The sequence below is a fragment of the Lacimicrobium alkaliphilum genome, assembly GCF_001466725.1.
Classification (GTDB): domain Bacteria; phylum Pseudomonadota; class Gammaproteobacteria; order Enterobacterales; family Alteromonadaceae; genus Lacimicrobium; species Lacimicrobium alkaliphilum_B.
Window position 1 is genome coordinate 2,380,706 of the sequence record NZ_CP013650.1, and the last position, 12,755, is coordinate 2,393,460.

The 12,755-nt window shown below is 51.4% G+C and carries 13 protein-coding genes and 1 pseudogene; 5 read left to right on the top strand and 9 right to left on the bottom strand.

Annotated features, from left to right (window positions below; genetic code table 11):
* The first annotated feature begins 70 nt into the window (after window positions 1–70).
* The 4 genes from AT746_RS10830 (at window position 71) to AT746_RS10845 (ending at window position 4,290) form a co-directional block, all read left to right on the top strand.
* Window positions 71–1,321: a hypothetical protein gene (locus tag AT746_RS10830; protein ID WP_062480200.1), complete on the top strand. Its 1,251-nt coding sequence runs from the start codon at window positions 71–73 to the stop codon at window positions 1,319–1,321.
* Window positions 1,322–1,759, top strand: coding sequence for a hypothetical protein (locus AT746_RS10835; protein WP_062480202.1), 438 nt, complete (start codon window positions 1,322–1,324; stop codon window positions 1,757–1,759). It begins immediately after the preceding gene.
* Entirely contained in the window at window positions 1,752–3,347 is a 1,596-nt protein-coding gene (locus tag AT746_RS10840) for a sensor domain-containing diguanylate cyclase (protein ID WP_062480204.1), read from the top strand. The genes AT746_RS10835 and AT746_RS10840 overlap by 8 nt, the downstream gene beginning before the upstream one ends.
* A gap of 361 nt (window positions 3,348–3,708) precedes the next feature.
* On the top strand, window positions 3,709–4,290 hold the full coding sequence (locus AT746_RS10845) for a flavodoxin family protein (RefSeq protein WP_062480206.1): 582 nt from the start codon (window positions 3,709–3,711) through the stop codon (window positions 4,288–4,290).
* Between the two features lie 94 nt (window positions 4,291–4,384).
* Here AT746_RS10845 and AT746_RS10850 read toward each other — a convergent pair whose 3' ends face one another.
* The 5 genes from AT746_RS10850 to AT746_RS10870 all read right to left on the bottom strand — a co-directional run bounded on the left by AT746_RS10850 (window position 4,385) and on the right by AT746_RS10870 (window position 9,224).
* Window positions 4,385–5,248, bottom strand: coding sequence for a PhzF family phenazine biosynthesis protein (locus AT746_RS10850; RefSeq protein WP_062480208.1), 864 nt, complete (start codon window positions 5,246–5,248; stop codon window positions 4,385–4,387).
* Window positions 5,249–5,306: 58 nt separating this feature from the next.
* Window positions 5,307–5,648 (bottom strand): MerR family transcriptional regulator, encoded by a 342-nt coding sequence (locus tag AT746_RS10855; RefSeq protein WP_062480209.1) that lies wholly within the window; start codon window positions 5,646–5,648, stop codon window positions 5,307–5,309.
* Window positions 5,649–5,702: 54 nt separating this feature from the next.
* Window positions 5,703–6,482 (bottom strand): substrate-binding periplasmic protein, encoded by a 780-nt coding sequence (locus AT746_RS10860; protein ID WP_062480211.1) that lies wholly within the window; start codon window positions 6,480–6,482, stop codon window positions 5,703–5,705.
* A 194-nt stretch (window positions 6,483–6,676) separates the two neighbouring features.
* The gene (locus tag AT746_RS10865; RefSeq protein ID WP_231730920.1) at window positions 6,677–7,636 is read right to left on the bottom strand and encodes a YihY/virulence factor BrkB family protein; all 960 of its coding nucleotides are present in this window, start codon (window positions 7,634–7,636) and stop codon (window positions 6,677–6,679) included.
* A gap of 256 nt (window positions 7,637–7,892) precedes the next feature.
* Window positions 7,893–9,224 carry a serine hydrolase domain-containing protein gene (locus AT746_RS10870; RefSeq protein ID WP_062480215.1) on the bottom strand — a complete coding sequence of 444 codons (1,332 nt, stop codon included), beginning with the start codon at window positions 9,222–9,224 and terminating at the stop codon, window positions 7,893–7,895.
* A gap of 425 nt (window positions 9,225–9,649) precedes the next feature.
* On the opposite strand from AT746_RS10870, the gene AT746_RS10875 reads away from it, so the two are divergent.
* The gene (locus AT746_RS10875) at window positions 9,650–10,333 is read left to right on the top strand and encodes a PQQ-dependent sugar dehydrogenase (protein WP_062480222.1); all 684 of its coding nucleotides are present in this window, start codon (window positions 9,650–9,652) and stop codon (window positions 10,331–10,333) included.
* A gap of 135 nt (window positions 10,334–10,468) precedes the next feature.
* On the opposite strand, the gene AT746_RS10880 is transcribed toward AT746_RS10875, so the two are convergent.
* From AT746_RS10880 to AT746_RS10895, 4 genes and pseudogenes are all read right to left on the bottom strand, one after another.
* Entirely contained in the window at window positions 10,469–10,756 is a 288-nt protein-coding gene (locus tag AT746_RS10880) for a helix-turn-helix domain-containing protein (protein WP_062480223.1), read from the bottom strand.
* Between the two features lie 82 nt (window positions 10,757–10,838).
* A pseudogene (locus AT746_RS20060) lies at window positions 10,839–11,059 on the bottom strand (transcriptional regulator); the annotation flags it as partial.
* A 93-nt stretch (window positions 11,060–11,152) separates the two neighbouring features.
* Window positions 11,153–11,551, bottom strand: coding sequence for a cupin domain-containing protein (locus AT746_RS10890; protein ID WP_156413675.1), 399 nt, complete (start codon window positions 11,549–11,551; stop codon window positions 11,153–11,155).
* Between the two features lie 135 nt (window positions 11,552–11,686).
* Window positions 11,687–12,325 carry a dihydrofolate reductase family protein gene (locus tag AT746_RS10895; RefSeq protein ID WP_062480226.1) on the bottom strand — a complete coding sequence of 213 codons (639 nt, stop codon included), beginning with the start codon at window positions 12,323–12,325 and terminating at the stop codon, window positions 11,687–11,689.
* Window positions 12,326–12,755 lie beyond the last annotated feature (430 nt).

Consider the following 12,755-nt stretch of genomic DNA (forward strand, 5'->3'; position numbering starts at 1 on the left):
GAGAAAAAACGTTTTCAATTGTATTAATTTTAACGGGTACCTGCATTCACTACACAGAACCGGCGCAATTATGCTGTGTATACTCCCATTCTGGGGGCTACCGGCCTACGGTAATGAGAACGTTCAATGGTCTGGCTTTGGCTCTCTGGCTGTGGTCACCGCTGATTCCGATGAGCTCGGCTATCGCCGCGACTATTCGCTGACCAGTGAGGTGTTTGACGGGCAATGGAGCTTTGAGCATCACTCTAATCTTGGTGTCCAGGTTGACTGGCATATCAACAGTCAATGGGATGTGACGGCGCAGTTACTCTATCGCAGTCAGCGCGACATCAATCTGGATACACTGACTAATCTGGCCTTTTTACGCTACGCCCCTGATAGCCGGTGGCGATTTCGGGCCGGACGCTTACCCTTTGATCTGTTTTTAATGACAGAGTATCGCGATATTGGTTTTGCCCACTCATTCGCCAAAGTTCCCAGTGAACTCTATGGCATCATTCCGCACCGGCATATCGATGGCATAGACGCGGAATATCATACCAACATCGCCATGAACACGCTGAGTGTCAAAGCCTTTTATGGTGAAACCAAAGAACTGGTGTCAGCGGCAAACACACAAAGCGGACGGGACTTTAAACTGGATGATGTGTGGGGGCTGGCCATAGATCTGAAGTCCTTTGAATGGGAGTTGGGGCTGAATCACACCCGCACCCGTATTGACAATCAGGTAGCTCAGCCTCTGATTGAAGGCAACATTGCATTATCACAAATTCCCTTTTTAAACGCGGCATGGCCCGATGCAGTGTCCGACGCATTAAGACTGAACCTGGATAATGAAAGCATCAGCTTTACCTCCTTTGGCGGGCAATATCATTTCCCTGCAATAACCCTGCAGGGTGAAATTGCGCACATGCAAAGCACCACGGAAACCGTAAATGATCTTAACAGCGGTTATCTTGCTGCTATCTACAATTATGGCAGTCATCAGTTTACCGCTTCGGTATCTCATGCGGCTACCGACCGTGACGAATCCTTATTGGAAGGTATCGATGTCGGCACTCTGTCACTGAGCCCGGATGCACTTGGCTTATACATCGGGGCTGACTTTCTGCATGACTTTTACAATATTAATCAAAACACACTGTCTGTTGGCTGGCGCTGGAACTTTAATGACACCACGGCGCTGAAAGTACAGTGGGACAGAAGCCGGATTTACGGCTCGGGCAGTTCTCTCTGGCAGCCACCGGTTGAAACACGCTCAGGGCCTCGTTCGACCGGAACGGTGAATGCGCTGTTTGTTGAAGTCAGTTGGGTGTTCTGAATGAAGTTTGCAGCCATTATCCCAGTTTTCATTCTGAGCCTGACTATGCCGGTTCAGGATGCCCGTGCATCAGAAGAATTCGTGGTGGTGGTTAACCCGCAAAACCCTACCTCGAAGATAAATAAAAACGAGCTAATCGATATCTATATGGGTAAGCGTACTGCATTCCCGGGGGGCTCAAAGGCGTTTCCGCTGGATTTTGAAATGAACAGCAAATTGCGTACCGGCTTTTATCAGAGCTTGTTAGGTATTCCGGTGGCGCGGGTCAACGCGTATTGGTCGCGCATTCGCTTCTCCGGTAAAGTCAGCCCTCCGATGACACACGCGGATTTACCCTCGGTACTGGATTATGTGGCAAACAATACAATGGCGATTGCCTATATTCCAAAAAGTGCGATTACAGACAATGTAAAGGTGGTATACCGACTGTATGAATAGATCTGGTTTAGTTGTCAGAATTGCCTTAGGCGTTGGTGGAACTGCGGTTTCGGTCACATTACTATGCACTTTTTTATTCTATCAACTGACCGTAAAGCAGGAAATCAAAGTCAGCACCCAGCAGGCAGAAAGCCTGTTTATCACCGTCAAAGAGACCGCCGCCAGTGCCGCTTACCTTGGCGAGCAGGGAACGGATCTGGCTCAGGAGCTGGTGGATGGCCTGACCAATAATGAAATGGTGGCTTCCGCCCATATGCAATTCAGTGGTTTGCGGGTCAGCAGCGGTACTGATGGAACCACCAGCGCGACGCCGGAAATTTATAATATTTACTCCATATTTCAGCCGGATGAAAAATTAGGGGAGCTTCACCTGTATCTGGATCAGGAATATATCCAGTCCCGGGCCGAAGATATCGCCCGGGGCAGTGCTTTGGCCATGTTGTTCCTGGCCTTTTTAGTTACCCTGTTTGTGATGGTGGCAGCCTATTATCTGGTGACCCGCCCCCTTAGCCGGATTGCCAAAACCTTACACAATATAGAGCCCGGAACCGAAGGCCGTTTGCCTAAAGCCGACTTTCACCAGCAAAGTGAATTAGGATCACTGGTAGAGGATATCAACCAGTTGCTCAGTAAGGCAGAGCATCAGTTAAAGTCTGAGCGGCAGTTAAGGGCACAGATTGAAGCGCTGGAGAAGAAATTCAGATTGATGTTCCAGAATTCCATTTCACCCATAGTACTGGCCGACATTAAAGGCAACGTCATGTTGCATAATCTGGCGTTCGAACGCTTGCTTGACTCATTGGGCGTCACAGACTCAACTCAGCACGGACCTTTGCTTTGTGATCTGTTTGCTGCACCCACCGCTATGCTGAACACCATCGTGCCGGCGTTAAAAACGAACAATGTGGCGCTGGGTGAATTTAAGCTCAGAACGCCGCCTGATAAGCCAGGGTGCTGGGTGCAGATGGTGGTGTCAAACTTTAAAAGTGATGATGCCAGTGAATATCAACAGATTACCCTGCATGATATCTCCTCACAGCACGAAGAGCTCAAAGCCCTGTCACGTAAAGCCCAGTATGATCCGCTCACTGAGCTTCTCAATCGCCACGGACTCGAAAACAAACTGGATGAGAAAGTCAGCAAGGGTGAACCTTTTACTCTGGTGCTGTTTGATTTGAACTGGTTTAAGCAGGTAAATGACCGATACGGCCATTCAGCCGGCGACAGCATCCTCAGATACATCGCAGAAGGGATCCGCAATACCTTGTCGCAAACTGATACAGGTGGTCGTTGGGGTGGTGATGAGTTTGTTCTGATTATTGATGGTACCGATCGTCAGCGGGTGATGGAGCTGTGTCAACAATTGCTCGACTTTATCAGCCAACCCTATCCGCTGGAGGAGTTTGAGACAGAAGTCAGGGTCGGAGCCAGTATGGGAGCTGCGATGTTTCCTCACCACAAAAGCGATATAAAAGAGCTGATTGCCCTGGCTGATAAAGCCATGTATGTCGCAAAAGGCGTCAAGAGTCGCGACAAAAATGATGAGTTTTTAATTTTTGCCGATGATGAAGATCCCTCAATCACCTAGTCAAGCAGGCCAGGGATCGGCCCAGGCTGGAAGTTGCATCAGTCCGCCCAGCCAGCTAAGAATATTTGGGTCATCCCGCAGCGGTGCCTGAGCTTTAATCCAATAAACTTGCATGCCTCACTCTCCTGTTTGATTAGTTTTCATATTTGTCGTTCTAAGAAATCTGAAATCGACAACAGCAGGGTGATTTTCAGAAGCAGAGAAACCGCGGCCTCATCATGTGGCTTCAGAAAAACGCCAGCGTTCATAAAAAATACCCGCTCTGATCATGGCGATTATAAAAATCTTCCCTCGCTGTTGACCTCAATAAAAGTTGAGGTTTTATGCTATTGGTCTTCACAGAGAACAAAAAGGAACAATCTTGACTCAGATAGCCGTAATTTATCACTCCGTTACGGATACCACCCGGGGGCTTGGAGAAGCAGTAGCTGAAGGGGCCCGGTCTGTGCAGGGTACCTCTGCAATCATTCTGGCGGTAAAAGGTAACGATATTCTCGAAGGTCGCTACTCTAATAGCCACGTATTGAGCCAACTGGAGCAGGCCGATGCGATTGTCTTCGGTTCACCAACCTTTATGGGAACAGTATCGGCCCAGTTCAAAGCCTTCGCCGATGCCACCTCTGAATGCTGGGAAAAACAGGGCTGGGCCAATAAAATTGCTGCGGGTTTTACCATTGGCAGTAATTTCAGTGGCGATCAGCTGCATACGATCCAGTACCTTCAGGTTTTCGCCAACCAGCATGGCATGCTCTGGGTTGGTCTGGATATCCCATGCAACTCAGTGGAAGAGCGGCGCAACAGGCTGGGGGCTCAGTCCGGCCTGATTGCCCACTCACCGGATGGTGTATTGAATGAGGCAGATTGTGTCACTGCTCGTTACCTTGGCCAGCGGGTTGCGCTAACGGCTCAGGCGTTTAAGGGGGTACGACAGAAGCTCTCTTAACCCGTAGATCCACATGCATTCTTATCCGGATATATGTCGGCTAACAGACGGATACCACCAGACTCAGGGAGCAGAGGCTCCCCTGGAAAGGTTATTAAATCTCAATTTCCTCGTACCTTGAGGGCTTACCTGTTCCTCCTGCTTTGAGGCCGGTTATTTTTTCTCCCTCCCGTTCCAGTACAACTTCAATACAACTTGGAGAAGGCGGCTGCATTGAATAGCCCTGCTCGATGAGGAATATTTGCTGGTGCATACCCATAAACTGATACAGATAACAGGCAAGAGGGCCCGCAGCCATGCCTGTGGCTGATTCCTCCTGAATACCGTAACGGGGAGCAAACATTCTTGTACTGGCATCTCTCCCGCTCTTGTTGGTTTCAGGCGTAAAGACATAAAAACCAATCAGGTCGTACTCTTCTGAGATTGCTTCAATCTTCTGGTAATCCGGAGTCAAACTCGCTAAGTCGCTGAGCGTTTTGACTCCAATAATCAAGAATGAATTGCCCGTATTGACGATGGCCGGTGCACAAAGCACCCGGCTGTCACTGACCCCTGCTGCGGCATAAACCTCACTGTGATCCAGCACTGGCGCGTTGTACTCAGGCGCCGTTTGCCCCATATAGGCAAAGTCCCCCATCACCTCAATGTCTCTGTTACCATCAATGGTTTCTTTAGAGGTATTTTTATTGGGCACCAGGCCTTGCTGGGACAAAAGGCTGAATGTTGCAATCGTTGCATGCCCACAGTGAGCGATTTGTTTTTGCGGGGTATAAAAGTCGAGCTTAAAATCCGCTGAGTCTGATTTGGACACAAACGCCGTTTCAGAAAGTCCCACTTTGCTCGCTATTTCAAGCTTCTGTTTGCCCGATAACTGATCGGCATCAAGTACGACACCTGCAGGGTTACCGCCTTTATCACCGTCTACAAAAGCATCAACGATGGCTACTTTTACTTTCATTGCTTTACTCCATTTAATGGTATGGGAGTAAAGTTAACAACCTGGACCATGCTCTAGATCAAGGGTTTTTGAATCTGAAAATCTTATTTTTTGTCACCTCAATGTAGTGACTGATGTTTTTGTGCTGCACCTGTAAGTGCCGCAAATGCTCTTCCAGCATCTCAATACAGGCATTCTTGTCGTCAGTATAGAAAGCGCTTGTGTATGTTTTAATCTTATTCAGCGACATGCCTGAGTTTTTCATGCATGAAATCCAGTCTAATATCTCAACATCCTTTGACTGGTATGTTCTATGGCCACTTGCATCCTTCCCGGGCTTTTTGAGCAAGCCTTGTTTTTCGTAGTACCTGATGGTGTGAATACCAAGACCTGTCTTCTTACTTACAAAACCTATTTTCATGATTTGATATGACCTCAGTTAAGGGGGCAGCCATCAAGCCTGAATGGGCACCAGCTAATACTTAGCTTGCCAGTAGGTTTCCAGCTGTTCAATCATATCCTCCGGGTAGTCTTCCTGATACAAACGGCGCATAGTGCCATCCATATAACTTTGCTTTAGTGCATCTTGCCAGCACTGCACCCGCTCCTTTGGAATATCAGGTGAAAATGCCAGGTACAGATAGGATCGATAAAGTGGCTTCCAACGCTGTAGAGTCAGCTCTCCGAGCTGAAAAAAATCACCATAGCGCAGCGCATTCAGTGCGATCACATCTGTTCTGCCCCGTTCTGCCATCACCTGACACTCATGGGCATTAGCCACCACCGACAGGTTGTGCCCTGCCTCAAAACCTAACTGTTTAAAGTATCCGAGTTGCGCCGAACTGCGATAGGCACAGGCTCTGAGGTTCTCTTCGCTGAAATCAGCCGGGTGGGCAACCACTTCAGGTGAGGTGTAAAGCTGCATATCAAATAGCTTTATCGGCCCGACCCACTGGAAATATGGCTCCCTGGCTGGAGTGCGCACGGTTTCGAACAATACGGTATTAGGCCGTTGCCTGGCGAGTTTCAGCGCCCTGGCCCAGGGCAATAAGGTAAAGCGTAACCGCTCATCCAGCTGCGTTTGCAGGTGCCGGATCAACTGAATAGTGACACCATCGATTTCGCCAGCTTCATTTAAATATTGCGACGGCGGGCTGTGCTCAGTCAGAAAATGCAGCTCAGGGCCAGAGTTTTCACGGGCAAAACATCCGGCAGATAACAATAAACCCAGACAACAGCCGAGTAGCAAACGCATAGTGAATCACTGCAACGGTATAATGAGGATAATTCAACTATAGCAACCAAACTGATACTCACTGAAGCCATTGACGATAATTATTGCCGGAGCGGAAAAAACTGCTGGCTTTCCGTCCGGTACAGAGACTACTCACAACTATGAGGGTTAACAGCCTCGGCGCCAAATCTTGCAGGAAAACTGCGGCGTTAAGCTCAGCTCTCCTGCACTTCATCAATCAATTGCCGGTGCACAATAACTGCCGTGCTTTTGGGGCGGACGGACATGCCCCTGCCTTCGAGGTGCGCGCGGGTAAACGCTGCCCCGAACAGCAGGATCATCGAGGAATAGTTCACCCAAAGCAGCAGCAGCGCCAGAGAGCCGGCGGCACCATAGGCCGATGCCGTTGCCGTATAGGCCAGATAGATGGAGATAAGAGAACGGCCCACCGTAAACAGCACCGCGGTGATAAACGCACCGAGCAGAACGTCCCGCCAGGACAACAGCACGTCGGGCAGGATCTTGAACATCGCCGCGAACAGCAGCGTGATCACCAGCAGTGACAGAACGAGTTCCATTCCCACCATTGCCCAACCCGGAACCGGCAGCCATTCCTCCGCAAACGCCATCACGCCGCGCAAAGCCACAGACAACAACAGCGAAACCAGCAGAATAAAGCCGATAGCCAGGATAATGGTCAGCGACAACAAGCGGCTCTTGATGAAGACCCACAGGCTGTTCCTGGTAGGCCGTGGCGTAACGTCCCAGATTTGATTCAGGGACTGCTGCATCTGCGCGAAAACCGTGGTGGCACCGACTATGGTGGCCGCGATCCCGATCACCGCCGGCCAGATGCCGCTCTGGTCGATCTGTGAATTAATCACTGCCGTCTGCACCACGCCTGCAGCTTCCGAACCGAGCGTTCCCTCTAGCTGCTCAAAGAGCTGCCCCTGTACAGCCCGCTCGCCAATTACCAGCCCGACCAGAGTAACCACCACTACCAGAATCGGCGCGATGGAAAAAACCGTGAAAAACGCCAGCGCTGCGGCGTAAATAAAGGCCTGACTGGCCAGCCAGTTCTGGCTTGCCGCACCCAAAATGCCGAGCCAGTGCCTGACCGGAGCGGGAAGTTTATTGTAGATCCTGAAAAACATGGTCGAAGTTCCCTCATCCATAGAGCCAATGCCGCTCTGTTAAACCCAGTATAGGTGCTATCCGATCTCTGTAGAAGATAATCAATTTATGACATTAGCCGTTCCGAAAAAGCGCGGAGTTACAGAACGGCTTGCTCACGATAACCTGCCCCAGGGGTAATGAAAGAGATTTGTGGTTTAAATGATGCAAACTTCATTTATTCCGTTCTGAGTTATTAATGCGTGTTCGTTAAAGCCGATGGGATTGGATCTCCGTTCAGTTTCCTGGTTTAGGGTGCTAAGGCCTAGCATTTCGCATCAACGCCGGAAGAATATACCGCTCAACCATCTCAAACGGCTGCTCCATTTCCGGGAATAGCCCGTAGTTCTCGCCGGTAAATACAGCAACGAGATCGAGCGAAGGGAATACCATGACGAACTGCCCGCCGTTTCCCCAGGCCTCGAACGAGCGTATCGTGTGGCCTTCCACTGTGCGGTCGATCATCCGCCACAGATATCCGAAATCTTCGCCGTGGAGGTCACTCGTGGCATGTTTGCGCGTCGACTCCTCAATCCACGCTTCGGGGATCAATTTCCTCCCCTCCCAGACACCTCCGTTTAGGTACAACTGCCCGAACTTAGCCATATCCCGTGGTCGCAAGTTCAGCCCGCCACCAGTCATGGCGAGACCCTGGCTTCCCCGTGAGTTGGTGATGGGCCACCGGTAATCTGCAATACCCAGCGGACCAAACAGGTAACGATCGGTAAACGCTGGAATGCGGAGGTCGCAAGCCCGTGTGATAACGTTACCTAGCGTCACTACCCCACTCGTAGCATAGGAAAACTTCTCGCCCGGCGTTGCCGCCAGGGGCTGGTCGAAGTAAAACTTGATCCAATCGTCCGTGGGGTACATGGCGTCCTCGTTGCCACGGATCCCCGATGTCATTGTCAGCACGTGGGCGAGTGTGATGTCTCGCTTCCGATCATCCCAGTTCTCGATCTCGCCCTCGTATTCCGGGAAATAGGCCAGCAGTGGCGCATCGAGCGTCGGGATGCAGCCTTTGTCGAGAGCGATACCGATCAGGGCCGAGGTGATGGACTTCGAAGCCGAGCGCATCGAGTGTAGGCTGTCTCGCTCTGACTCACCGAAATACTCATCCAGTACGAGAACACCGTCGCGAACGAGCAGGACGCTGCTGATACCCGTGTAACTTCCGGCATGGATCTGCTCCATCATCTCAGTAACAAGTGCAGGATCAATTCCCTTGTTGGCAAGAGAGGTTGTTTGCCACCCGTCATCGGTTCGCGGTGGTGTACGGTAGAGATAGCCAGAAGGCGCAGCCGCCTCACTCTCAGGCCTCTGAGTCTGATGAGGAGATGTACAGCCAGCTAACCCGGTCAGTATAAGCGCAATCATAAATTGAGATAGAAAGTTACGTATCATGCTATCAGGCTCCCAGGTCGACCAGGGTGTGGAAAAGTAAACGCGGACATAAGCCCCCTGATTCAGCTCGGAATGTTTGCCGACTGCCAATTCGCTCCAGAATGACCCCGAAACCGGCAATTCATCTACCCTGCCGTCGCCCCGGAAGTGCAGGTAGGTGCTGAGAACGTTGTTTGCTGTGTTCATTATTGTCTCCCTTGGTGCCAACGCCAGGCTCACGCGCCGGTTTGGAGCCACGAGGCGGCGCGAAAAGCGATCGCCGTACAGCCGTTGGTTGTGCTTTATAAAGTACGCAAAATGCCGGGCTTGAGCAAGATATCAGAAAGCTGAACATAGCCCGAAGCGCATATGCATTAAGGAGCCAGACCGCGCCTTGTCGTATCTGTGGTCGGACGGCTCAAAACTGGAATATAAGACTTATCTTCAGATCTCTGGAGCTTCCGGGTTCCTGAACGTTCGCTGTCGCACAGAATGTGCAGATCGCAGAGAATTACACTTATTATTCGGCGATCGGTCCAGTCAGGCGCAGCAAAAAGATCCCTGATGGCGCTTAGTTTGTGTTGTACGTCGCACTTATCGCTTGAACCCTAATCATCAGTGAGGACGATTTCATGACTACAGCAACAGATTCAAAACAGACCATCTCTGATCTGAATAACCTGATAGAGATCGATGTTGCCACCGGTGCTACCCGGGAATTTGCTTCAGGCCTGCGCAATCCGGTGGGCCTGGACTGGGAGCCTGGCACCGGTGCGTTGTGGGCGGTTGTCAACGAGCGCGACGAACTCGGCAGCGATCTGGTGCCCGATTACCTGACTTCGGTTCGCCGGGGTGCGTTCTACGGTTGGCCATACAGCTACTACGGCCAGCACGTTGATACACGCGTAAGCCGCCAAAAACCAGAGCTGGTGGCTCGCGCAGTCTCACCTGATTTTGCTCTCGGCGCACATGTGGCGCCGTTGGGTCTGGCTTTCAACAACAGCACCGTGGCCGGTTTTGCTGAGGGCGCCTTTGTCGGCCTGCATGGTTCCTGGAACCGCCGGCCACTGAACGGCTATGAAGTTGTCTTTGTACCCTTCACCGATGGTCGCCCGTCCGGCCCAATCCGGGTCGTGCTGTCGGGCTTCGTGGACGCAGAGGGTAACGCCCGCGGGCGGCCAGTAGGTGTGTCATTGGATGGGCGTGGTGGTCTGCTGGTGGCTGACGACGTAGGCAACTCAGTATGGCGGGTAACGACTGCGCACAACCTGGCTGATTCTGTTCCCATCATGGCTGAAGAACAGTTGAATGAGTGACAGGGAAATTGACCGGGATGCCTCTTCCGGAACGAGCGCCTGGGAGGCCACAACGCCTGCCCGCATCGGTTACAAAGCCGCAGCGAAGCGGAGGGTTTGGCATCCGGAGCACGGCCTGGTTATACCTCACTTTGGTCAGTGAAGCTGATTGAAGACTTCCGGGTGTTGCTCGGCAATGCGCAAAAGAGCAACAGCAGGGCCTTGTGGCTCCCTACGCCCCTGTTCCCAGTCTTGTAGGGTTCGCACGCTCACACCCATTAGTCCCGCAAACGCGGATTGAGACATGTTCAACTTCATCCTGATTACTTTAGGGGGCGACGGCTCTGAAAGCTCATGCGTTCGTAGAGCCAATTTGCCCTTCTTGAACTGCTTGATTTCATTGATGCCATCAAGAATCTCTGTCCCAAGGTTTCTGTCACTCATTTTTGATTGCCTCCGCTATCTGCTTGAGCATATAGCCAGGAATACTGGCGCGCTCTGATTTACTGTACAGCGTGAGCATTCATATCTCATGGTCAGATTTTTTCCAGTAATAAATGGCTCTGATACCACCGCTCTTTCCCGAACCCGCTGGTGCCCATCGAACCTTGCGAACCTCACCTGAGCCTTTATAAGGTCGCCCGCATCCGGCTTCTGCAAAAGATACGTTTGCAGTCCACGGTATTCCTCATCCGTGAGGTAGTTCGGCAATAGCTTGGTGAAAGTTGAGGTTTCGATGAATAGCATCAATTAAATATACGGCTATGCCGTACAAACTTCAAGACTGAGTCAGTAACTATAACGCATCGCACTTACGGCATTTGCACAGTGAATACGGGGTCAGGCGCCAACGTCACGATGTTCGGTACCGGCTCCCGGTGTCAGAAACACCATGGTGGTTGGCACCTGTGTTCTTGCTGTGTGCCACACATTCTGCGGCACAAGAACAAATGCGCCTGGCTCATTCAGATTTACCTCACGCTCCACCCCGGATTCCTCAAGCACGACCGTAGCGGCACCTGAGAGCAGCATCACCAGCTCTTCTCCTGCCGGATGGCGCTCCCAGGTCGACCAGGGCGTGGAAAAAGTAAACGCCGACATTAACCGCCCCTGATTCAGCTCGGAATGCTTGCCGGCTGCCAGCTCGTTCCAGAATGACTCCGAAACGGGCAATACATCCGCCCTGCCGTTATCCCGAAAATGCAGGTAAGTGCTGAGAACATTATTCGCTGTATTCACTATCCTCTCCTTTGGCACCAACACCATACACCTGAGTGCGGCATTGCGGCGTCCTTTGGCGGTGGCGTAAAAGTATAGAATTTATCAAAACCCTCCCTTTGTAAACCAGAACCTCCTCAATTGCCGTTCAGGTCCTCAGGCTCGCACATAGCGCAAATGGGCAGCATCGGGAGTATTCAGCACCTCGTCAATACAAAACTCTGGCATAGCCTGGTGCAGGTTCTCAAACAGGCGCCTTCCACCGCCAAATAATACCGGCGCCAGGGCAATTTCCAGCTCATCAATAACACCCAGATTTAAATACTGCTGGATTACATTCGCGCCTCCCGAGATGCGGATATCGCGATCACCTGCGGACTCTCTGGCCTGTTCAAGGGCACTTTCGGGGCCGTCATTGACGAAGTAGAATGTTGTTCCACCGGGTCGGACCCAGGGTTCGCGCTTCTCATGGGTAAGAACATATACCGGAGTGTGAAACGGCGCCTCATCGGGCCATGAGACCTCGCCTTGCTCGAACATTCTCATGCCCATGATGTTTGCGCCGCTACGCTCCATGGTGTAGCGAAGCATGTCATTAACCGCACCGGTCTCTCCGCCTGGCCCGAAGTTGAGGTTCTCGCGGAAGTACTGCTGTTTCAGGATCCAGCTCATCATCGTACCCCACTTCGCTCCCCACTCCTTGTACTCCGGGCTGTCCCAATTTTCTAAGGTCATGCCTTCTGGTGCCATATAGCCGTCCAGACTAAGTCCGATGTTTACAAATACTTTGCTCATTACAGTTTTCTCTGACTTGTACCTTGTATGTAACAACTAGTCGAAGCCAACACTGGATAATCGACATACCAGACCGAATTTATCGACTAACCAGACTGATGGCCTGTCGCGCGCTTAAACGGCGAGCAACCTGTTGCTAGTCCAGCGGCCGAAGTCCGAAAACAAGTGCTGGTCAGCAGCCGCGGAAAGCGCGACTGCCTGAAAATACTGTGGGGTTGCAAACGGCACTGGCTCCCTGTGTGGTGGTTCGGGCTACTTTCCATTGTGGCTCTCTGTTTCGCTGGTTAAGAATTCAGTCTGCCAGATTTTCAGGCTGTGGTGAACTGCTTTGTCTAACACCGTGAACCAGGGTGCTGGCCGACTGGCACACCCACGTTCATATGAATGAACGTCAAGTCTTACGACCCCTTGTTCAGTCGTTAACACCCGC